Here is a 22,676-nt window from a genome sequence, read left to right as displayed (position 1 = left end):
GGCCAAGTGGAGAGAGATCTACTCGGCCTTCTAATTCACCTTATTTACAAGTTGACGCACTTTTTCGCAAAATCATCACAGATAACTCAACGAATTTCTTTGTGCATGACATCCCCAATCTGAATGCTCTGCGCTAACTGTGGTTGATCAATATTGAGCTCCGCTTCTTGATCAAATATTCTTGCAACGGTAAGTGTGATCTCGCTTTGGGATACTCGGTTTCTAGGAAGCCCGGCTTGGTCGATAAACGACCCGGTATGCCATAGCTGCAACTTATCACCTACTTTAACACCATGTATTCTACCCAAATTTATCATGACTTTGTCGCCACGGATGTCGACCACTTCAGGTAGCGTGATTTTACACGAGAGTTCTGATTCTAGGTCAAGCATGATATTGCGACTCACCCTTAAGAGCATTTGACCATATGTTGATGCCCAGAACCGAGCACTCCGCGTATCGACCTGACTGGTTTTGGGAAAACCCCATACCGCCACTTCTCTATAAGCACGGCGATACACCTCTTGTCCGGTCTTACCGTCATAGATCTGCATTTCCAAAGCAAACTGGCGGTTGGTGATGTCATCTTTTAACAACTTCTGATCAACGGTTGCCGTTAAGTCAGTGATTTTTCCACCAATGATATATTGCGCATTGGCGTCTTGAGCAATCATTTGGAGCATTGAAGGATTGCGTTTATCTATTTCGTAATCGGTGGTTCCAACGGAGACAAAGCTGATGGACTCTTGGTCCAACTGCCGGTTGACGACATGGCTAAAGTCGTCACCTATGTCGTAGATCTGCCCCATAACAGCCTGCTGAGGTGAAATAAGATCAATATTACCCACTAGGAACGTCTTTTTGTATTGGTCAACATGGCAACCCGTTGCCGAAGGGTAGATGTCTAATTGAACACGTAACGTCATGTTGCCGTCATTAGATTTCGAATTTAGTACTCGAATGTATCTCACTTCATGGTTAGTAAATTGATATTCGTTTCTTTTCTCTTCCAGAAATGGACGCAACGTACTCAGTGAGCCTATGTCTGCTCCAGAGAATTTCATCGCCTGGTATATGGCATCTTCTAACGCATAGATTCTTGCCGTTTCTTCAGAAGACACATAGGTTGAAGAACCATTGACTTCGTACCACTCTGCGAAGACGAACTTGCTAAACAATAGCGATATTAAAAACAAGAAAGTACTGATTTTTAGTTTTTTCATTTGTGTTTCCCAAGTGGGTATAGTTCTTGCAACTTGTTTGGTTAGTTGATTTAAGATGTCAATTTTCATTATAAGCAAATATTGAAAAGCAAAGATTGTTCCACAATGGTTTATGAGAGTTAAACTTTGTTAAAGAACATACGGCATCAAGTATATCTGGAGATGAAGACAATGAAAAAATGGTTTATTGCAGTAGTGAGTGTGCTTATCGCATCGTGCTCATATGCACCCATTTATAACGGTAAAGAACCCTACGCTGGAAGTCGTTTTATGCTGATGGAGAATCCTCGACATACAATGGACTTTTTTGTAGAAAGCCTGACCGATGAATTAATTGTAACCAATACCAGCATTTCTGCACGAACGCCTATCGCGGTGACATCGTTTGTGGATTTGCAAGAGTTAGATACCTCTAGTTGGCTAGGGAACTCAGTGTCTGAAGCATTTATATACCAGCTTCAACAACGTGGTTTTCAGGTGGTGGATTTCAAAACAACCGGGTCGATAAGAGTTACACAACAAGGCGATTTCGCGTTAAGTCGTGATTGGCAAGATCTAGCTCAAGAACAACAGGTAACCTATGTCTTGACAGGAACGATGTTGCGTCAAGAAGGTGGCGTGTTAGTGAATGCAAGGGTTGTGGCAATGCGTAGCCGTATTGTGGTCGCAACGGCACAAGGTTTCCTACCTGCGGATCGAATTGGCCGTGATTTAGATACCTTGAACACTATTCGAACCGAAGATGGGTTAATTATTCGTTCTGATCCTACTCGTTCATCTAAAAATACCATCATTTTGCGCCCATAGGAGCTTATTATGTATTTGAAAAAGTTTTTGCTGATAGCGTCTGTGTTGATTGCGACAGGATGCCAACCGCTCCAAAAGATGAATGCGGATAATGTATTAACGGCAGTGGGCTACGCCAGTGTTAGTGAGCAGAAGGGCGAAAGTGTCGAAGAGCAACGCATTCGAGCGATGCGAGCCTCCAAAATCGATGCCTATCGAGAACTAGCAGAGCAAATCTACGGTATGCGGGTAAGTGGCCGAGCAAGCCTACAGGATCAAAGGTTAGGCACGGAACTGACAACTGGCTCCGTAGATGGCGTAATCCGTGGTGCTGAAGTTGTGCGTAGTTATCCCGTTGGCGACAGTTATGTCACAGAGCTTGAACTGGACGTGACCAAAATGGACAGATTAAAAGATTACGGTGAAGTGCAACAAGTGCCGTCTAAGCGGCAGCAAACTCTCTTTTAATTATCAACGTCTTCTCCAGATGCAAAAAAACGGCAATATATGCCGTTTTTTTTCGAATTTGATATATTAAAAAACTACGCCTTAATATTGGTTCCGAGAGTAGAGACTGTCGATGTGTGACCATCAGAGGTATAGGTCATTCCTATTTTCCCTCTGCTTTGTTGCATCAAATTATTCAGCTTATTATAGCTTAGTTGCGCGCGCTGAAGCGCTTCGCCATTAACTTCGTTTGCTTGTTGGCAGTCATGTATCACAGAGCGAATTAGTTCAACCTTCGACTTTAATGATTCATCCGTTTGTAACTGCTCGATATCGGTGTGATTAGCAATACGTTGATCGCTTTGTTGAAGTTGAGTAATCAGCTGGAGTTTTTCTTTAGCCAGTACTTCTATATCGGAAGATGTGCGTGAGGTGATCGCCACTTTCTCCTTTTCTAAAAGGATAGAAAGCTGTTGCGCGTTTTCTAATTGGTAATTAACTAAATCAACAAGTTTTGCCATGGGATTATAAGTTGGGCTGAATTACAGCCCACCTAATTCATTTTCAAATTTCATCATATTCTCCGCCAACTTTTCTGGGTCGACACGGTAAGAGCCGTTAGCAATGGCATCTTTTATCGCGGCTACTTTAGCACTATCGAAGCTTGGCTGAGAAGCCATGTCTTGATGAAGTTGTCCGATGGCTTTTCCTTGCTGGCTTAGGGAAACGGAATCTTTACTACTCTTAGGTTCTGTAACAGAACTAGAGCTAGAAGATCCAGATTCAGAGCGAGTCGCACTACGACCAGTTGTCATTGTGTGGCTCGATCGAATATTGTCTATACCTGCCATAATTGAAGCCTTTTCGCGTATTTAGTAAATGTCATGTATGAGATATCGGCCAACTTAGCACGAACTTTAATTATTTGTTGCGTTTTTTCTGACTTTTCTCTCATTATTCTTTGTATCGGCCAGTTTGTTAGAAAGTGAACTAAAAATACACCGTTATTTCTGAAATTCCGGTTACCACACCTTCTATTATACGTTTAGATTTGTCGTTTTTCACTCTTATTTGGTCACCAGTGGAACCATCAGAGAGTGCCGTGCCTTTTGTTGTAATCGTTAGTTCGCCTTTGAAGGCTTTAATGATGACTTTTTCATTTCTGCATACGACACAAATATCATTTCGTTCAATTACTTCACCGATACGAACGTTTTTTTTCATTTTTGCTCCCGCGACGTTTTTTATTGCATCAAAACCTTGTCGGCGATAAGAATTCAGTTCTATCATTGATATGGTGAGATCAAATTTATCGATAATTTCGCCGCGAACCAACGAACGATTTGCCGTCACTAGTGGTAATGATAGTTTGGTGCGAACGGGTACATAAACGCGCCAGTTGTCTTCTTTACACTCAACTAAAACGGTTATATTGCTGGTGGAGTGACCTTTAGAAGTGGAAGAGGTGGTTAAGAGGGTTGGGCAGGTGGTCGCTTTTATTCTAGAATCGATATTCGCCGCGACAACCACTAGGGCACCGTCAGCAGGTACTTGAGTAACCTGAATAACGTGATCTTCCGCTGCTTTTTGAATTAACTCTATCTGTTCAGTGGTGGCGGCATATGAAAAAATGCTAAAGAAAAAGACAAAAAGACCGATAGATTTATCAAGAGAGTTATATAATGCCTTGCATACATAGATAAAATACATATTAGAATTCCCTTATTACAGCATCCATATTGTGCTTTCTTGTAAAATGGCTCAATTAGGTTAACATTTTTTTATTCAGAAGTTTTTAAATGGAGTTGAGTTTATGACCGGTATTATGGATTCAGTGAATCAACGTACACAATTAGTAGGTCAGAATAGATTAGAGCTACTGACATTTCGACTTATGGGACGTCAAAGATACGGTATAAACGTATTTAAAGTGAAAGAAGTGCTCCAATGCCCTAGACTTACATCAATGCCTAACTTGAATCCACTCGTTGTTGGGGTTGCGCATATACGTGGGAATACGATTTCAGTTATAGACTTAAGCTTGGCGATTGGTGGACGACCTACAACCGATCTAGCAAATTGTTTTGTCGTTATTTCTGAGTTTAACAGAACGGTACAGGGTTTCTTGGTCACGTCTGTTGAACGCATTATAAATATGCATTGGGAAGCCATACTTCCTCCACCAGACGGTGCAGGTAGTGCTCATTACCTCACAGCCGTAACCAATATAGACAACGAGCTTGTAGAGATATTAGATGTCGAAAAAATCTTGGCTGAGATCTCGCCAGTAGAAGAAGAAATGAGCACGGATATAGCGCAAGAAATTGCCGACGCAGAACAAAAAGCAGAAAAACAAATTGTTCGCCGTATATTGATAGCGGATGACTCGACCGTTGCACGAAAACAGGTGCAAAGAGCGGTTGAATCTATCGGATTTGAAGCCGTTTTAGTTAAAGATGGTAAAGAAGCGTATGATAAACTCGTGGAAATGGCCTCAGAAGGTAGTATTTACGAACAGATTTCTCTGGTTATCTCTGATATCGAAATGCCTGAAATGGATGGTTATACGTTAACGGCGGAAGTTCGAAGACACCCAGACCTAAAAGATCTACATATCATTTTGCATACCTCTCTGAGTGGTGTATTTAACCAAGCTATGGTAGAACGTGTAGGTGCCAATGAATTTATCGCTAAGTTTAACCCTGATGAGTTGGGTGCAGCAGTAAAAGCAGCAGTAGTAAAATAATAAAGAGAAATTAATGACAGCTATTACGATAAGTGATCAAGAGTACCGTGACTTTAGCCGCTTTCTGGAATCGCAATGCGGCATCGTATTAGGTGACAGCAAGCAATACCTTGTGCGTAGCCGTTTGAGCCCCCTAGTTAATAAGTTTAAGCTCGATTCGTTATCTGATTTATTGAGAAATGTGGTCACAGGTAGAAACCGCGAATTGCGGATTGCAGCAGTAGACGCAATGACAACGAATGAAACGCTATGGTTTCGTGATGGTTATCCTTTTACTGTATTGGCAGAGAAGCTTTTACCAGAAGTCGCTGAGCGTAAAAGACCAATTAAGATCTGGTCAGCAGCGAGCTCTTCTGGCCAAGAAGCGTATTCAATGGCAATGACAATATTGGAGACCCAGCAAAAGAGACCGGGTTTGATTCCAAATGTTTCTATAACTGCGACGGATATTTCCGCCAGTATGCTCGATATGTGCCGTGCTGGTGTCTACGATAGCTTAGCGCTGGGAAGGGGGCTTTCCCCTGAACGTCGACGTACCTATTTTGAAGATGCAGGCGACGGCAGAATGAAGGTCAAAGATAACGTTAAGCGATTCGTTAATTTTCGGCCTCAGAATTTAATGGAAAGCTATGTGTTACTAGGAAAGTTTGACATTGTTTTTTGTCGAAATGTTCTGATCTATTTTTCGCCTGACATGAAGTCTCAAGTTCTTAACTCAATAGCCAACTCGCTGAACCCTGGAGGGTATTTGTTACTGGGTGCTTCAGAATCGTTAACTGGGCTCACTGACCGTTTTGAAATGGTAAGGTGTAATCCGGGTATTATTTATAGACTTAAATAGATTGAAATGTAATAACACTGAAGATTAAAAAGATAGGAGTGGCCATTATGCCACTCCTATCTTTTTTGATCAGTTCGTAGAATCGAATTCATTTTGATCGCATAATTATTGGAATTGATATCATTGGCTACTAAAGCCTAAATACGATTTTGTTAACATTCGCCCTTCTTGCTACATTCCGCTATTCTTAGATCGACATTTCAAATAGAGTTCAATTTCTTGGCTTAATTGTTGCAAATGTTTACTTGCAACAATTCGTTGCATCACTGAGAAAAGAAGAAATTGACGTGTTTTTATTTATTGGCATGAAGATTGCTTTTAATTTCAGTAGTAAGTCATTTTTATGGTAGAGGTACGGCATGGCCATTTCTTTTAACAACGCTTTAGGTATTCACCAACATACTGTTGGTACACGTGAACGCAATGCAGAGATAATCTCTACAAACATTGCGCAAGCGAATACGCCGGGCTATAAGTCAAAAGGAATGGATTTTCAAAGAGCACTTCAGGCGGCAACGTCAGAGGCAAACTTTGGTCTTAACCGTACCAACGAGCGGCATATCGCTGCCTCTTCCAATGTGACTGGGGATGTGAAGTACCGAGTTCCTACACAGCCTGACACTGGTGATGGCAATACTGTAGATGTGGATCTGGAGCGTAACTTGTTTATGCAGAACCAGATCAGACACCAAGCATCACTAGATTTCTTAGGTGGTAAATTTAAGAATTTAACCAAGGCAATAAGAGGGGAGTAATTAGATGAGTTTATTTAACGTATTCAATGTAACGGGTTCTGCGATGAGTGCTGAGTCTGTTCGTCTAAATACAACCTCAAGTAACCTTGCCAATGCAGACAGCATTAGTGGCTCAGCAAAAGAGACATATAGAGCTCGTCATGCTGTATTTGGTGCAGAGTTAAATAAGGCCGGTTTTAACCGTGACCATAATGTTCCGGTTAAGGTGTTAGGAATTGTCGAGAGCGATAAGCCTCTTCAAGCGGAGTATAACCCCGAACATCCACTCGCTAACGATGAAGGCTATATTTACAAGCCAAACGTTAATGTAATGGAAGAAATGGCAAACATGATTTCTGCTTCCCGTTCATATCAAACGAATGTTCAGGTTGCAGATGCAAGTAAACAAATGCTGCTGCGTACGCTGCAGATGGGTCAATAAGGATAAGGAGATAGCGTAATGGCAATCAACGACGTTGGTCAGAGCGGCTTGTCCTATGTAGACCAGCTTAAAGCGCTTCAAGATCAAAAAAAGCCTACTGAGACAACAGGTAAGCAAGAACTCAAACAAGAGGACTTCTTATCACTGCTCACTAAGCAACTTGCTCAACAAGACCCCTTTAAGCCGGTCGGCAATGACCAGATGATTGCGCAAATGGCTTCATTTGCGACCGTTGATGGCATCAATCAGATGAATGGACAGTTTGAAAACTTAAATTCATCGATGACCTCTAATCAAGCATTACAAGCTTCAACGCTAGTAGGGCGTGATGTATTGGTTCCTGGTGTCGCAGGCCTTAAAGCGGAAAACGCTGGCATGGCGGCCATGGTTAAGTTACCTCAGTCTGTCGATAATCTTTTCGTCAGAATCGAGAATGAACTTGGCCAGTTAGTACGAACACTTGATGTTGGTGCTACCCCTGCGGGTGATAGCCGTGTTGAATGGGACGGTAAAGACGAAAACGGTGTTCCGACGCCAGCCGGTAAATATAATGTTAAAGCCGGTGGCCTAATGGAAGGACAAAGCACAGAGTTTCAAGTTTCGACTTATGCGAATGTGAATAGTGTTCTTTTAGGTAAAGGCGATGGGAATGTACTGCTCAATCTGGCTGGCTTTGAATCGCCAGTTAAACTTGCTGAAGTACTAGAAGTTGGCAAAGCGTAAACGCTAGCTAGATAAGAGGAAATTGAAATGTCATATGTAGCTTTAAGCGGTTTATCCGCTGCTCAATTGGATCTAAATACAACCAGTAACAACATTGCTAACGCAAACACTTTTGGCTTTAAAGAGTCACGTGCAGAATTTGGTGATGTGTATTCGAGTTCAGTATTTACTAACGCAAAAACCACGCCTGGTGGTGGTGTTCAACCAAGTAAGGTTGCTCAACAATTCCATGAAGGTTCTAGTGTTTATACTAACAACCCTATGGACTTACGCATTGGTGGTACAGGTTTCTTTGCTGTATCAAAAGATCGTATGGTTCCACAGCAAAATGAAATAACTCGAAATGGCGCTTTTCATCTGAACAAAGATAACTATATGGTCACTTCTGATGAAGAGTTCCTACTCGGTTATCAAGTGAATAAGGATACTGGTGATGTATTGTCCTATGAGCCGTCGCCTCTTCAAGTTCCGCCTGAGTTTGGTAAACCAAAGCAGACGGCGAACGTAGAAGTGGGTGTGAATTTGCCGGCGAATGGTGACTTAAAAGATCCAGCTCTTTTTGATTTTTCAGATAAAGAGACATATAACCGTTCAACTTCTTCAACTATCTATGATTCGATGGGTCAGTCTTACAAATTGTCATCGTATTATTTGAAAGATATGACTCAACCCAACACATGGCAAACGTATTATACGGTCACGGATAAAGTGGGTGAAAAACCGCTGAACATTACCGGTGGTGATGCGCAAAATGCGGCCGGTCATATTGGACATACAGTTAAGTTCAATACAGACGGTACACTTGCTAGTATCAACGGCGGTAATAATATTGTTACTGAACAGCTAGGTGTAGGGCCAAATGCAATAGACTTGAATGGTGCCGATACGACGCAATTAATGTCATTTAAACTGGATGGAGCGACACAGTTTGCTGCCCCATTTGAATTGACCAAATTTGATGAAGATGGCGCAACAACAGGTTTCCTTACTAAGCTAGACTTTGATGAAACTGGCAGTATTTTAGGGACTTATTCTAACGGTGAGAATGTCACGTTAGGCAGAGTCGCACTAGTACGCGTTGCTAACGAACAAGGTCTAGACAAAAAAGGTGGCACTCAGTGGGATTCCACTCAGTTCTCTGGTGACAAAATCTGGGGTGAGTCTAACAAAGGGTCATATGGCACAATTTCTAATGGTACATTAGAGCAGTCAAACATTGATATGACACAAGAGTTAGTGGATTTGATTTCTGCGCAACGTAACTTCCAAGCAAACTCCCGTTCGCTAGAAGTACATAACCAGACTCAACAGACTATCTTACAAATCCGTTAACGCAATCTTCTGAGGCACCCAATCGTTTTATAGCGTTTGGGTGTCGTTGCCGCTCAGGCAGCAAACTTCCCTTCTCATCTGCCATGTTGTGACTCTTTTCTAGTTCCTGTGCTTATCTTGTTGTTTTATAACAGTAAAAATAATTGGCACGTCTATTGCTTTATTAGGTTCAGTAACTGAATTTTTGGAGCAAAATTATGGATCGTGCACTGTTTCTTGCCATGAGTGGCGCTAAGCAAAACATGCAAGAGATGCAATTAAGAGCGAACAACCTAGCAAACGTGAGTACGACAGGTTTTCGTGCCGATCTCGCACAAGCTCGTTCTATGCAAGCCTACGGTGAGGGTTTGCCGTCTCGTGTATTTAGCATGACAGAACGCCCAGGCCAAAATTTTGCTCAAGGTAGTGTTATTACCACAGGCCGTGACCTCGATGTCACGATTGAGGGTGATGGCTGGATATCGGTAATAGATAAAACGGGTAAAGAAGGCTTAACTCGTAACGGCAATCTACATATTGATGAGTCAGGACTGTTGACGAATGGTACGGGTCATCTAGTACTCGGTGAATCTGGCGCGCCAATAACCTTACCGGTTCCAATTGCGAAGATTGAGATTGGTCGTGATGGTACGATTTCTGTATTGCCTAAAGGTGCGCCACCAAATGCAATGGAAGAGGTGGACCGTATTAAGTTGTCACGTCCAAACAACCGCGACCTATTCAAAGATTCTAATGGTTTATTCAAAGCAAAAGATCCAAACCAGTTTTTCGAAGCAGATGCAGGTGTGAGCATTATGACTGGTGCTGTCGAAGGCAGTAACGTAAGCGCCATTGGCGAAATGACAAGTTTGATCGATATACAGCGTCAGTTTGAGATGCAAGTAAAACTGATGAGCAGCGCAGAAGAGATGGATAAAGCATCTGACTCTCTGCTACGTATGAGCTAACGGATTGAGTGAAGGGGATTAGTTATGCATCCGGCATTATGGGTAAGTAAAACAGGTTTAGATGCTCAACAAACGAACATCTCGACCATATCAAACAACTTGGCTAACGCCTCAACCATTGGCTACAAAAAGAGCCGACCTGTTTTTGAGGATCTCTTTTACCAGAATATTAATCAGCCCGGTGGCCAATCATCACAAAACACTGAGTTGCCGAGTGGCCTCATGTTAGGTGCAGGTTCTAAAGTCGTCGCAACGCAAAAAATACATACCAATGGTAATGCGCAAACCACGACAAACTCGCTGGATATGATGATAGAAGGGGATGGTTTCTTCCAAATCGTCTTGCCAGACGGCAACATGGGTTATAGCCGAAATGGTCAGTTCACACTCAATGACGAAGGGGCGATTGTCACCTCAGGGTCTGGCTATTCGTTGGATCCAGAAATTATCATTCCCGATGACTCTATCTCTATCACTATCGGTAATGACGGTGAAGTGTCTGTTCGACTTAGAGGGCAGCAAGATAACCAAGTCGTTGGTCAAATAACAACGGTCGATTTTATTAACCCAGGTGGTTTAGAGCCGATTGGTCAGAACCTTTATTTACCGACCGGAGCAAGTGGTGAGCCAACCGAGGGTGTACCCGGACTAGATGGTTTAGGCTCAGTTCGTCAATCGATGCTAGAGACCTCCAACGTGAATGTGACGGAAGAGTTGGTGAACATGATTGAGGCTCAACGCGTTTACGAAATGAATTCAAAAGTCATCTCTGCGGTAGATAAGATGCAAAGCTTTGTGAATCAACAGTTATAACGTAAGTCATAAATTGAGATGAGTAAGTCGCTATGAAACGTATATTTGGGTTAGTTTTGATCATGACAATGTCGGGTTGCACTATGTTATCGCCAACTGACGAAGGCACCGACGTAGAACAGAGTACAACCTTAGTTGACGCCGTTGAAGGTGATCAATCAGAAGCAGAAGACTCTGGTCTTATTGATGTATTGAGAACTCGAGATGACCCTATTGCGGGTGATCCTGCTTGGGCTCCTATTCATCCAAAAGATAAGCCTGAACACTATGCAGCGGCGACGGGATCGCTTTTTAATACCGGTTTTGCTACCAATCTATACGATGATTCTAAACCTCGCGGTATTGGCGATATTGTCACGGTTATGATGGAAGAACAGACCAAAGCGGCGAAAAGTGCCGATGCGGATCTTACCAAGAGCAATGACTCGTCAATGGACCCACTTTCGGTTGGTGGCAAGCCGCTGACGATTGGCGACTATGATTTTTCCTATGAGTTAAGCAACGACAATAATTTCAGTGGTGAGGCGACAGCCAATCAAAGTAACAGCTTAAGTGGCTCGATTACGGTAGAAGTTATTGAGGTATTGGCCAACGGCAACTTGGTTATTCGCGGAGAAAAATGGTTAACATTGAACGCTGGAGATGAATACATTCGCTTAAGTGGCACCATTCGACCGGATGATATTAGCTTTGACAATACCATTGCATCAAATCGAATTTCTAACGCTCGAATTCGTTATTCTGGTACCGGAACACAACAAGATATGCAAGAACCTGGCTTCTTGGCACGATTCTTTAATGTCTCTCTATAATAGAGCAACATAGTCGAAGAATTGACGGTTAACATAAGGCTTATGCGATGAACAAATTAGTGGTAATGGTAGTAGGTATAGCAATGATGGCAACATCTGCTTATGCCGCACGAATTAAAGATGTCGCAGAGGTAGCGGGGGTTCGTAGTAACCAATTAGTCGGTTATGGTTTGGTCACTGGTTTACCGGGTACGGGTGAGTCTACACCGTTTACCGACCAGAGCTTCAACGCGATGCTGCAAAATTTTGGCATACAATTGCCACCCGGCACCAAGCCTAAAACGAAGAATGTGGCCGCCGTTATCGTGACGGCTGAATTACCTGCCTTTTCAAAGCAAGGTCAAAAAGTGGATGTCACGGTATCGTCTATCGGCTCCGCAAAAAGTTTACGCGGTGGAACACTAATCCAAACCTTCCTAAAAGGTCTGGATGGTGAAGTCTATGCGATTGCTCAAGGTAATCTTGTGGTCAGTGGATTCAGTGCGGAAGGCGCTGATGGTTCAAAATTGGTGGGGAATAACCCAACGGTTGGTCTGATATCCAGTGGCGCAAGTGTGGAACGTGAAATTCCAAGCCCATTTGGCCGTGGTGACTTTATAACGTTTAATTTGGTTGAGTCAGATTTTACTACGGCTCAACGTTTGGCGGATGCCGTGAATAGTTTCCTTGGCCCGCAAATGGCGTCGGCTATTGATTCTACGTCTGTTCGTGTTAGAGCACCTCGTGATGTAAGTCAGCGTGTCGCATTTCTTTCTGCTATCGAGAATCTTGAATTTAACCCAGCAGACGGTGCCGCCAAGATCATTGTTAATTCAAGAACAGGAACGATCGTTGTCGGGCAGCACGTAAGGCTAAAAGCCGCTGCCGTTACGCATGGTGGCATGACGGTTGCGATCAAAGAGAATCTAAATGTGAGTCAACCGAACGCATTCGCTGGCGGTCAAACGGTGGTTACACCGGACTCAACGATTGAAGTGACAGAGAAGCAAGGCAAGATGTTTAATTTTCAGCCGGGGCTAACACTGGATGATTTGGTGAGAGCGGTGAATGAAGTGGGTGCGGCACCGTCTGATTTAATGGCCATTTTACAGGCATTGAAGCAAGCGGGTGCGATCGAAGGTCAGCTCATTATTATTTAAGGATAACATGATGATAAATAATGCAAATGACATCGGTTTTATTCACGATATTGCAAGCTTAGACAAGCTTCGTCAAGACGCAGTGAGCAGCGATGATGGTGATAAGAAAGAGGCGCTAAAAGCGGCGGCAAAACAGTTTGAATCCATTTTTACCGCTATGCTTTTCAAGTCAATGCGTGACGCTAACTCTGCTTTTGAATCTGATTTGATGAAAAGCCAAAACCAAGATTTCTATCGTCAAATGCAAGATGAACAGATGGCCAGTGAGCTCAGTTCCACAGGTTCTTTGGGGCTTGCGGATATGATTGTCGCTCAATTAAGTTCTGGTGCAAAAACCGATGATAGTGAATTGGTTATGCGTAATGCCGCTCTTGATACGTCGTTACGCTTGCCGGTAGACCAATCAAAAGCAGGTGAAGTGGCAGATGAAGCACTTTCCGTTATGGCGGCTAAAAAGGTTCAATCCAATGGTCGTTTTGATAGCCCAGAGCATTTTGTGCAGTCTCTGCAACCTTACGCTGATAGAGCAGCCAAAGCGCTTGGCGTCGATCCTTCTATCCTTATCGCTCAAGCCGCGTTGGAAACCGGTTGGGGTAATAAAGTGATTCAAAACTCCCTTGGTAGTAGTAACAATCTTTTTAATATCAAAGCGGATAGAAGCTGGAAAGGCAATAAAATTGCAACTCAAACCTTAGAGTTTCATGACAATGTACCAGTGAAAGAGAAAGCGGCGTTCCGATCTTACGATACCTACGAAGAGAGTTTTAACGATTTCGTACGTTTTCTTAACCAGAATCCACGATACGAAACAACGCTTTCACAGAATAATAACTCTGAGTCGTTTATCAGAGGCTTGCATCAAGCGGGTTATGCAACGGATCCGGCGTATGCGGACAAAGTTCTGCAGGTTAAAGAACGAATCGACAAGATGTAACGAAAAGAAGCGGCAACGCTTCTTTTTTTATTGTATTGCTCTTCCTCTGATTTTACAGATTCCGATGTTTATTTCCTCCTTAAATTGATGCAACGACCGCAAATTAAGAACTTGGCACACACCTTGCTACATACTCATTAAGTTAATCAAAAACATCCATTTTAAGTAGTTTCACTTGGGGGCATTATGGCGTCGGACTTGTTGAATGTTGGTACTCAGAGCGTATTAACCGCTCAGAGACAACTCAACACCACTGGTCATAACATATCGAATGCGAATACCGAAGGCTATAGTCGACAATCGGTAATCCAGGGGACAAATTCGCCTCGCCAATATGGTGGTGAAACTTATGGTATGGGTGTACATGTGGAAAATGTTCGCCGCTCTTGGGATCAATTTGCCGTCAACGAACTTAATGTTTCGACAACAAGCAAAGCGTTACGTGAAGACGATGAAGAAAACTTGGGCATGTTGACGAGTATGCTCTCTTCGCTTGCTTCGAAAAAAATACCAGAAAATATTAATGAGTGGTTCGATTCAGTCAAAACGCTAGCCGATTCCCCTAATGACATGGGTGCACGTAAAGTGGTGTTAGATAAGGCAGGGCTGGTCAGCCAAAACCTTAATACGTTTTACGAAACGGTGCGCCAGCAGTCTTCAAATATTAATAAAAAACTTGACCTATCTGTTGAAAGAATAAATCAAATAGGCAGTGATATCAAAGATCTACATAGGTTAATGATGCGCACTCCTGGCCCGCACAATGACCTGATGGATAAGCATGAAAAGTTAGTAAAAGAGCTATCTGAATACACAAAAGTAACGGTTACGCCGCGCAACAATAACGAAGGTTTCAATATACATATTGGTAGCGGACATAATCTCGTTTCTGGGGTGGAATCGAGTCGGTTGACCATGATTGATGGTTCACCCGATCCACAGCAGCGCGAACTCGCGTTAATCGAAGGCAAGGGAATAAAAGCAATAAATCACAAAGGCATAGACGGCAAACTAGAGTCTCTTTTTAGAGTGAGAGATGAGTTTATTCCTTATGTGCAGGATGAATTAGGCCGTGTTGCTACCTCTATTTCTTATGCCGTTAATGAGCTACAAGCTCAAGGCCTAGATTTAAAAGGCGATATCGGTTCTCTTGTGTTTACCGATGTGAACTCCGAACGTGTCGCAAAATCTCGAGTTACGTTAGAGAAAGACTCAAAAGCCGATTTGGCTGTTTATATTGATGATATTTCGAAGATAAATCCAGGTGATTACCATCTTAGATATGACGGTAGTGACTACACCGTGATTAAGCCAACCGGAGAGGTTGTTCAGGTAGAGCCTAAAGATTCTGCGCTGTATATCGATGGTATGAGAGTTGAAATGAATAACTCTCCTCGTGCAGGTGAAAAAATAATTTTGCGTCCGGTAAGATTTGGCGCGGAGCAGATGAAAGTCGTCATGAATGATCCGGCAACCATTGCCGCTCAAAGTTACGAGAGTTCGGTGACTTTTGAACAAGGTGATGCCGACTTCCACGTGTTAGTTGCTGGCGAACTAAAAGAATTTCAAGTGGTGATATCTCCAAAAGGTGATCAGTTTGCCGTATTGGATATGGATGGAAAGGTATTGCTAAAACCACAAGATTACCCATCTTCTGGGCCTGTTACCGTTCAGGGGACAACCTTTGAACTAACAAAAGGTGCTATTGCAAATGATAGATTTGCGGCAAACCTTACTGCTTCAGAAGGTGATAACGGCAATCTACGCAAAATGCAGGATCTTCAGACAGCAAAAAACTTGAACGACAATAACTCTACGATTTTACAGCTCTATCATGACCTCAATACCAATATGGGATTGAAGATGTCTACCGCCTCTAGACTGTCAGATGTGGCACGTCTAGAAAACGAATCGGCCCAAGAACGTGTTGCCGAAATCTCCGGTGTAAATTTAGATGAAGAAGCGGCCAATATGATGAAATTTCAGCAATCGTATATGGCTTCATCTCGTATCATGCAAGCAGCAAACGATACGTTTAACACCATTTTGGCATTGCGGTAGGAGGGTAATTAGATGGTAGGAAGAATATCAAGTTTTCATAATTACCAAGCGGTTCAAAACGATCTCCGTAGGCAAGAGGCAAAGATTGTCCACAACCAAGCGCAATTAGCCTCAGGTAAGAAACTACTCAACGCAAGTGATGACCCACTTGCCACGCACTATATTCAAAATCTTGGGCAGCAATCAGAACAGCTTCGCCAATATATGGATGCGATCGTACTTACCCGCAACCGCCTTGAACACCATGAAGTATTGGTAGCGAACTCTGAAGAGTACGCGGATCAGGCAAAAAGAACGGTTATGGAGATGATCAATGGTTCGCATTCAAAGGAAGATCGATTAGCGAAAACCCGAGAGATACAAGAAACATTTAGCAATCTGCTTAACCTAGCGAATAGCCAAGATGAGTCAGGTAACTATATTTTTGCAGGTACGAAACCTAAAAATCAGCCTTTCTTTCGAGACAATGAAAACAATGTCACTTATTCCGGTGATGATTATCAGCGCAAGATGAGAATTTCGAATCAATTGGAAATGGCATTGAATGACCCTGGTAGTAAGTTGTATATGGAGGTGGATAATCCATTTGGTGATTACAAACCGAGTTACCAGTTACAACCTGCATCAGAATTGTTGCTCGAGCGCGCGACCAATCTAGACAGTACGGATGATGCCCAATATACGATTACCTTTGTTGATATGGGTACGGGGAAATACGGTTACCAACTAGACAAAGATGGTAGCGCGGTACAAACAGAAGAGTTTGACCCGAGAAAAGGGATCAAATATGAAGGTTTATCGATCCTGATTCGTGGGCAGATAACGGCGGGTGATTCTTTTACATTAGAACCCAAAGAAACCGTGAACCTTTTTGATAGCTTCAAACAAGTTATCGAACTGTCGGATGCCTCCGTATCCGATGCGTCGGCAACGGCTGAATTGCATAGATTGACCAAAGAATTTGACGCCGCATTTATTCATCTTGGCAAAGCTAGGACGGATGTTGGTGCGCGTCTGAATACGCTCGATATTCAAACGGATTTGCACGAAGATTTTAAGCTAACACTCGCAAAGTCAAAAAGTGCGTTTGAAGATCTCGATTATTCACAAGCGGTGATCGAATTTAACGAAAACTCGCTTGCACTGGAAGCATCACAAAAAGCCTTTGGTAAAACGAAAGACCTGACGTTATTTAACTATATCTAATTTCCTTTGCCATATGTGCTAGAGCCATATGTGCGGAATAATGAGCAGTTATTTGGCAATAAGCTAAAGAGGCAATAATTGTCATGGTATGAAAAGACAGCAAATTATTGCCGTTTTATAAAGTGCCACCATGAATAAATAGAGGTAAATTTCAAGTAGTGCCTGATGTAACTGTATGAAAATAAATAATAAATTTAATTTTTCAGATAAATCAAGAAAAGTGGCACACTACTTGAATATATACAAGTATACAAAACAATTGGTAATGGATTAAGTGAGAACTGTGGCACTTAGTTCAGCAAGTTAATATACGGTCAGTGCTTATCCAAATGAGACTAAAGCTGACCGCTTCGCAGAAATCTTGCGAACTCAATAGGAGAGCATAAAATGGCTGTAACAGTAAGTACTAACGTCGCGGCGATGACGACTCAGCGCTATTTAAATAAGGCGACTGAAAACCTAAACACGTCAATGGAACGTTTGTCATCTGGTCACAAAATAAATAGTGCTAAAGATGATGCAGCGGGCCTACAAATTTCGAATCGATTGAATTCGCAATCTCGCGGTCTTGATGTTGCTATGCGTAATGCCAACGATGGTATTTCCATTGCACAAACGGCAGAAGGTGCGATGAATGAGTCATCGGCAATTCTAACCCGTATGCGTGATTTGTCACTTCAATCGGCTAACGGTTCTAACTCTTTGTCTGAACGCGTTGCGATAAACGAAGAAGTGACCGCTCTGCAAGATGAACTTAACCGTATTGCAGAAACCACCTCGTTTGGTGGCCGTCGACTTCTGAATGGTTCCTTCGGTGAAGCGGCATTCCAGATAGGCGCTAACTCGGGTGAAGCTATGATCATGGGATTGACCAGCATTCGTGCTGATGATTTCCGCATGGGTGGCGAGACATTCAATGCTGAACTTCCTGAAGGGAAGATCATCGGCAGCGATTGGGGTGTACCGGCTGATAAACTTGATATCAAGTTTACCTTCGCGGCTGACGCCAATAATGAAGAGTTGGTAATAGATATCCAAGCGAAAGCGGGTGATGATATCGAAGAGCTTGCGACCTACATAAATGGTCAGACAGACAAATTGTCGGCATCCGTTGGAGAGGGAGGTAACTTGCAGCTCTTTGTGGCGAATCCGAAAATTGCGGGTGGTCTTGATATTTCAGGCTCACTAGCTTCAGAGATTGGTATCGCTGGCTCAGAAGCGCGCGTTACCACTGCACAAGATATTGATGTGACAAGCGTTAAGGGTTCACAAAATGCAGTTGGTGTCATTGATGCCGCCCTCACCTATGTTGACAGCCAGCGTGCTGATCTAGGTGCACAACAAAACAGGCTTAGTCACAGCATTAATAACTTGTCCAATATTCAAGAAAACGTGGAATCGTCGAAGAGCCGGATCAAAGATACTGATTTTGCTAAAGAAACGACGGAACTTACGAAAAACCAAATTTTGCAACAGGCAGGTACTTCCATACTTGCTCAAGCAAAACAATTGCCAAACTCTGCATTGTCGCTGCTTCAGTAGTCGATATTACAGATTTAGCATTACTCTGCATTAGTTGGCGCAGACGTGAACCGACGTTGAGTAAAGTTATATTGGCAATGGCATTTTAAAAAGAAGTCTGGCGGCTCTCTCACTCTCACTGCCAAAGGACAGAAAGTTAAAATGTTATCGTTAAGCCAGTTATGTGTTATTTCTCTCGATCTCCACATAGGCAATCTGGCTTGCGACCTGACCGGCCCCAGTTCTCTCAAAGGAAATGGGGCTTTTCTCTACCTGAAATTCAAGCTCGATTTACGAATTTGTTTGAGAAAAGCGCGGTGTTAGGTTTTCTCACATTTTAAACAACAAAGCCTCGACAAATGTCGAGGCTTTGTTGTTTCTACAATAATCTAAAATTTAATTCAACTTATTGCCATGGAGAACGATTCAGTGGCAATTAAATGCTGATTATACCTGCGGCGGTGTTCCTTCACAGTTAGAAACCACGGCATCAACCTGAATCAAAGCATCCATTGGGATAGCGGAAACACCAACGGTTGTTCTTGCTGGAAGGTCACCATTGAAGAATGTGGTGTACACCTCGTCGACGGTATCAATATCGGTGACATCTTTAAGCTGAATATTAATTTTCACAATGTCATCCATCACGTGATCGACACTTTCCACAATGGCCTTGATATTTTCTAGGCATTGTCTTGCCTGGTCATTCACATCACCCGAAACTATCTCACTGTTTTTTACATCTAAAGGCAACTGGCCTGAAATATGATTGTAATGAGAAAAAGCGACCGTTTGCGTATGTAGAGTGCTTTTTGGTGCATTTTCCGTATTGTGTGCTCTGATAATTAGACCATGCCTGTCTTCAACCGCTTGAGGAGGAGTCCCATCTCCGTGAGACACAACGGCATCAATTTGTATCAACGCACCCATCGGTAAAGCGGACGCGGCAACCGTTGTTCGCGCAGGCACATAGGCTACGCTCCGAGCGATTGACGAGTCGGGGAAAAATGTGGAATAGACGTCGTTTACCGCATCCATATCCGAAAGGTCTTTAAGAAAGAGATTGATTTTGACAATGTCGTCAAAAGGAACATCGATACTGGTTAAGACTTCCTTGATATTTTGTAGACACTGCTTAGTCTGAGCTTTTATACCACCTCCAACAATTTCGCCCGTTTTAGGGTCCACAGGTAGCTGCGCTGAAATATTGTTGTAATGAGAAAAAGCGACGGTTTGCGTCGATACAGAGCTTATTGGTGCATTCTCAGTGTTGTTTGATAGTTTAATAAGGTCGCAAGGATCTTGTGGTGCTGTGCCTTCGCCGTTCGAAATTAGGGCGTCCATTTGCACTAAAGCATCACTCATAGGCAAAGCCGCAACCGCGACCGTGGTACGGGTAGGGAAATCGTCTTGGAAGAAAGTGGCGTAGACATCGTTTACAGCGTCAGTATCTGAGATGTTTTTAAGGAATACATTGATTTTAACAACGTCGCCCATCACGTGATCGATGCTTTCTACAATGGCTTTAATATTCGCTAAACATTGCCTTGCCTGATCTTTTACACTCCCCGTGACAAGTTCTCCTGTTTCAGGGTCGACAGGTAATTGCGCTGAAATATTGTTGTAATGAGAGAAAGCGACGGTTTGTGTAGAGGCACTACGCTTCGGTGCATTGTCTGTGTTTCTTGAAACTTTTATGATATTTCCACTCATATCTATATTTCTCCTATTTGATATAAAATGTTCACGTGAATGTCAGTTCGACTGTGTGTTAAATGAATAGTAAATTGAATAATCAAAATCTTTTAAATAAGAATTGATGTGTTGCAAGTCTTTGCGGTCTAAATTAGGAGGCCATAAATATCAAATTAACATTTCAAATAAAACAATTAAAAAAAATAAATCAAAGTGAGTTGATTAAAAGCAAATATCGGCACTTTGGTAGAAATGTCGTATATAAATCAGATGTTTATACAAGAAGGCCATTACTTTTGTTTATTCTTTTCAATAAGTGGTTCTGATCTCGGAATAAGTCAAAAATATCGCTAAACTGAAGTAGTGTCAGGTTGATTCTTGATGGTATTGAATTTAAAGTGATTTTCAATATAGGCCCAAAAAATCCGTTCGGTGTTGCTAATTGTATTCATTATATTAAGTCTATTTACTCCTTCCTCAAATTAAATATATTCAAAGGTTGCTGAGTCTACCTTCTGTTGAGCCGTCAAGAATGCTACTCAGTGTTCGTTATCTACCTATCTATTGAAGAGACAAAGACACAAACTTAATGCATTAGGACTGCTGATTTGTGGCGCTATCTTATCCCAATATTTTTTTTAAAACCCCTTCGTCTCGGCAATTTAAATAAAATCTTTAGCTCTATCGGTAGGCTTTATTTGATTTTTATGAGTAAGGTCACATTTATAGGTGGATAGAAATAATTAGTAAAAAAAAATGAATTTTTTTCTAAAGGATTCTACATATGAGCCGTTAATGAAAGTAACTTTGAGAGAACTACTTGGTTTTCTGAGACGTCGGAAACCGCTTTAACGGAAAATCAATTGGAGAATCACCATGGCAGTAAATGTAAATACAAACGTAGCCGCAATGACAGCACAACGTCACTTGTCTGGCGCCGCGAGCGACCTAAACAGCTCAATGGAACGCCTATCTTCTGGCTTTAAAATTAACAACGCAAAAGACGATGCCGCGGGTCTACAAATCTCGAATCGTTTGAATGCACAAAGCCGTGGCTTAGACGTAGCAGTACGAAATGCAAACGACGGTATTTCGATTGCCCAAACCGCTGAAGGTGCGATGAAAGAAACATCGAACATCCTTCAACGTGTTCGTGACTTGTCACTTCAATCTGCCAACGGCTCTAACTCAAAACAAGAGCGTGTTGCGATTCAAGAAGAAGTAACGGCACTGAACGACGAATTAAACCGAATAGCGGAAACCACATCATTTGGTGGTAACAAACTGCTTAACGGCACGCACGGAACGAAATCTTTCCAAATCGGTTCGGATAATGGTGAAGCGGTCATGCTTAGCCTAAAAGACATGCGTTCAGACAATGCGATGATGGGCGGTACCGCTTACAAAGCAGAGAATGGTCAAGGTAAAGACTGGGCTGTATCTAAAGATGCAACGATGGTTATCGGCTTGACGAACAAATCTGGCGATGTACAAGAATTTACTGTTAATGCGAAAGCTGGCGATGATATTGAAGAACTAGCCACGTACATCAATGGTCAGCAAGATGCCGTGAGCGCTTCTGTTGATGAAGAAGGTCGTCTACAAGTTTTTGCTGGTAACAACAATGTTGAAGGCGCAGTGTCATTCAGTGGAACCTTAGCGGGTGAGCTTGGTATGGGGCCAGCAACAGCGGTAACAGTTGATACTCTTGACGTAACTTCTGTCGGTGGAGCGCAAGAAGCGGTCGCCGTTGTTGATGCTGCGATGAAGTATGTGGACAGCCATCGAAGTGAGCTTGGTGCATTCCAAAACCGTTTCGACCACGCAATCAATAACCTAGACAATATTAACGAGAATGTTAACGCGTCTAACAGCCGAATCAAGGACACGGACTTCGCGAAAGAAACCACCGCGATGACTAAGTCTCAAATTCTGCAACAGGCGTCAACGTCTATACTTGCTCAAGCGAAGCAAGCACCACAGACAGCACTTAGCCTACTCGGTTAATTCTGACAGCAACATCCGTTGTCATCTCTTTGAACCCGGCCTATATGGCTGGGTTTTGTTGTTTTAGGAGCACAAGAAAGTGACCTGAGCGTTGAATCGAGGTAGGGGTATCATCCCAATGAAAATTGGCCTATTTTCACGAAAACCGACGTCATCCCCATGAAAATGGGGATCTAATATCACCAAGATTCCCGTTTGCACGGAAATGACGATGAATACATTTTCTTAAATGATCGGCATTACTTATAAGGGTGGTTACTTTTTATA

General features: G+C 42.6%; 22 protein-coding genes. 17 read left to right on the top strand and 5 right to left on the bottom strand.

Features of this window, described 5'->3' with window-relative positions; genetic code table 11:
• Positions 1 to 86: 86 nt before the first annotated feature.
• Complete coding sequence (locus tag IUZ65_RS12165) at positions 87 to 1,223, bottom strand: flagellar assembly protein FlgT (RefSeq protein WP_195703987.1); 1,137 nt, start codon at positions 1,221 to 1,223, stop codon at positions 87 to 89.
• Between the two features lie 171 nt (positions 1,224 to 1,394).
• Here IUZ65_RS12165 and IUZ65_RS12160 point away from each other — a divergent pair, with 171 nt between their 5' ends.
• Positions 1,395 to 2,030, top strand: a complete 636-nt coding sequence (locus tag IUZ65_RS12160) for a FlgO family outer membrane protein (RefSeq protein WP_195703986.1) — start codon at positions 1,395 to 1,397, stop codon at positions 2,028 to 2,030.
• A gap of 9 nt (positions 2,031 to 2,039) precedes the next feature.
• Positions 2,040 to 2,477, top strand: a complete 438-nt coding sequence (locus IUZ65_RS12155) for an LPP20 family lipoprotein (RefSeq protein WP_443083711.1) — start codon at positions 2,040 to 2,042, stop codon at positions 2,475 to 2,477.
• Between the two features lie 74 nt (positions 2,478 to 2,551).
• Here IUZ65_RS12155 and IUZ65_RS12150 read toward each other — a convergent pair whose 3' ends face one another.
• The 3 genes from IUZ65_RS12150 to flgA form a co-directional block, all read right to left on the bottom strand.
• Positions 2,552 to 2,977: a flagella synthesis protein FlgN gene (locus tag IUZ65_RS12150; RefSeq protein WP_195703985.1), complete on the bottom strand. Its 426-nt coding sequence runs from the start codon at positions 2,975 to 2,977 to the stop codon at positions 2,552 to 2,554.
• Between the two features lie 21 nt (positions 2,978 to 2,998).
• Positions 2,999 to 3,307, bottom strand: coding sequence for a flagellar biosynthesis anti-sigma factor FlgM (flgM, locus tag IUZ65_RS12145; RefSeq protein WP_195703984.1), 309 nt, complete (start codon positions 3,305 to 3,307; stop codon positions 2,999 to 3,001).
• 139 nt (positions 3,308 to 3,446) lie between these two features.
• Positions 3,447 to 4,166, bottom strand: a complete 720-nt coding sequence (gene flgA / locus IUZ65_RS12140; protein WP_195703983.1) for a flagellar basal body P-ring formation chaperone FlgA — start codon at positions 4,164 to 4,166, stop codon at positions 3,447 to 3,449.
• Positions 4,167 to 4,269: 103 nt separating this feature from the next.
• On the opposite strand from flgA, the gene IUZ65_RS12135 reads away from it, so the two are divergent.
• From IUZ65_RS12135 to IUZ65_RS12070, 14 genes are all read left to right on the top strand, one after another.
• Entirely contained in the window at positions 4,270 to 5,202 is a 933-nt protein-coding gene (locus IUZ65_RS12135; RefSeq protein ID WP_195703982.1) for a chemotaxis protein CheV, read from the top strand.
• 13 nt (positions 5,203 to 5,215) lie between these two features.
• Positions 5,216 to 6,043: a CheR family methyltransferase gene (locus IUZ65_RS12130; protein ID WP_195703981.1), complete on the top strand. Its 828-nt coding sequence runs from the start codon at positions 5,216 to 5,218 to the stop codon at positions 6,041 to 6,043.
• Positions 6,044 to 6,402: 359 nt separating this feature from the next.
• Positions 6,403 to 6,798, top strand: a complete 396-nt coding sequence (flgB, locus tag IUZ65_RS12125) for a flagellar basal body rod protein FlgB (RefSeq protein ID WP_195703980.1) — start codon at positions 6,403 to 6,405, stop codon at positions 6,796 to 6,798.
• A gap of 4 nt (positions 6,799 to 6,802) precedes the next feature.
• Positions 6,803 to 7,219 (top strand): flagellar basal body rod protein FlgC, encoded by a 417-nt coding sequence (flgC, locus tag IUZ65_RS12120; protein ID WP_195703979.1) that lies wholly within the window; start codon positions 6,803 to 6,805, stop codon positions 7,217 to 7,219.
• 18 nt (positions 7,220 to 7,237) lie between these two features.
• Positions 7,238 to 7,942, top strand: a complete 705-nt coding sequence (locus IUZ65_RS12115; RefSeq protein ID WP_195703978.1) for a flagellar hook assembly protein FlgD — start codon at positions 7,238 to 7,240, stop codon at positions 7,940 to 7,942.
• A 27-nt stretch (positions 7,943 to 7,969) separates the two neighbouring features.
• Positions 7,970 to 9,274, top strand: coding sequence for a flagellar hook protein FlgE (gene flgE, locus IUZ65_RS12110; RefSeq protein ID WP_195703977.1), 1,305 nt, complete (start codon positions 7,970 to 7,972; stop codon positions 9,272 to 9,274).
• Between the two features lie 197 nt (positions 9,275 to 9,471).
• Positions 9,472 to 10,221: a flagellar basal body rod protein FlgF gene (locus IUZ65_RS12105; protein ID WP_195703976.1), complete on the top strand. Its 750-nt coding sequence runs from the start codon at positions 9,472 to 9,474 to the stop codon at positions 10,219 to 10,221.
• 24 nt (positions 10,222 to 10,245) lie between these two features.
• Positions 10,246 to 11,034: a flagellar basal-body rod protein FlgG gene (gene flgG / locus IUZ65_RS12100; protein WP_195703975.1), complete on the top strand. Its 789-nt coding sequence runs from the start codon at positions 10,246 to 10,248 to the stop codon at positions 11,032 to 11,034.
• Positions 11,035 to 11,066: 32 nt separating this feature from the next.
• Positions 11,067 to 11,846: a flagellar basal body L-ring protein FlgH gene (gene flgH / locus IUZ65_RS12095; RefSeq protein WP_195703974.1), complete on the top strand. Its 780-nt coding sequence runs from the start codon at positions 11,067 to 11,069 to the stop codon at positions 11,844 to 11,846.
• A 47-nt stretch (positions 11,847 to 11,893) separates the two neighbouring features.
• Complete coding sequence (locus IUZ65_RS12090; RefSeq protein ID WP_195703973.1) at positions 11,894 to 12,985, top strand: flagellar basal body P-ring protein FlgI; 1,092 nt, start codon at positions 11,894 to 11,896, stop codon at positions 12,983 to 12,985.
• A 10-nt stretch (positions 12,986 to 12,995) separates the two neighbouring features.
• Complete coding sequence (gene flgJ / locus IUZ65_RS12085; protein ID WP_195705098.1) at positions 12,996 to 13,919, top strand: flagellar assembly peptidoglycan hydrolase FlgJ; 924 nt, start codon at positions 12,996 to 12,998, stop codon at positions 13,917 to 13,919.
• A gap of 186 nt (positions 13,920 to 14,105) precedes the next feature.
• Complete coding sequence (gene flgK, locus IUZ65_RS12080; protein WP_195703972.1) at positions 14,106 to 15,980, top strand: flagellar hook-associated protein FlgK; 1,875 nt, start codon at positions 14,106 to 14,108, stop codon at positions 15,978 to 15,980.
• Positions 15,981 to 15,992: 12 nt separating this feature from the next.
• Positions 15,993 to 17,186 carry a flagellar hook-associated protein FlgL gene (gene flgL, locus IUZ65_RS12075; protein ID WP_195703971.1) on the top strand — a complete coding sequence of 398 codons (1,194 nt, stop codon included), beginning with the start codon at positions 15,993 to 15,995 and terminating at the stop codon, positions 17,184 to 17,186.
• A gap of 387 nt (positions 17,187 to 17,573) precedes the next feature.
• Positions 17,574 to 18,728 carry a flagellin gene (locus IUZ65_RS12070; protein ID WP_195703970.1) on the top strand — a complete coding sequence of 385 codons (1,155 nt, stop codon included), beginning with the start codon at positions 17,574 to 17,576 and terminating at the stop codon, positions 18,726 to 18,728.
• A 426-nt stretch (positions 18,729 to 19,154) separates the two neighbouring features.
• Here the strand turns inward: IUZ65_RS12070 and IUZ65_RS12065 are convergent, their stop codons facing one another.
• Complete coding sequence (locus tag IUZ65_RS12065; protein WP_195703969.1) at positions 19,155 to 20,420, bottom strand: RidA family protein; 1,266 nt, start codon at positions 20,418 to 20,420, stop codon at positions 19,155 to 19,157.
• An 858-nt stretch (positions 20,421 to 21,278) separates the two neighbouring features.
• Between IUZ65_RS12065 and IUZ65_RS12060 the strand changes: the two genes are divergently transcribed.
• Positions 21,279 to 22,409, top strand: a complete 1,131-nt coding sequence (locus IUZ65_RS12060; protein WP_195703968.1) for a flagellin — start codon at positions 21,279 to 21,281, stop codon at positions 22,407 to 22,409.
• The last annotated feature ends 267 nt before the right edge of the window (positions 22,410 to 22,676 follow it).

The sequence above is a fragment of the Vibrio sp. VB16 genome (assembly GCF_015594925.2).
In the GTDB taxonomy this organism is placed as follows: Bacteria; Pseudomonadota; Gammaproteobacteria; order Enterobacterales; family Vibrionaceae; genus Vibrio.
The sequence above is the reverse complement of the archived record's forward strand: the minus strand, read 5'-3'. Positions and strand labels throughout refer to the sequence as shown.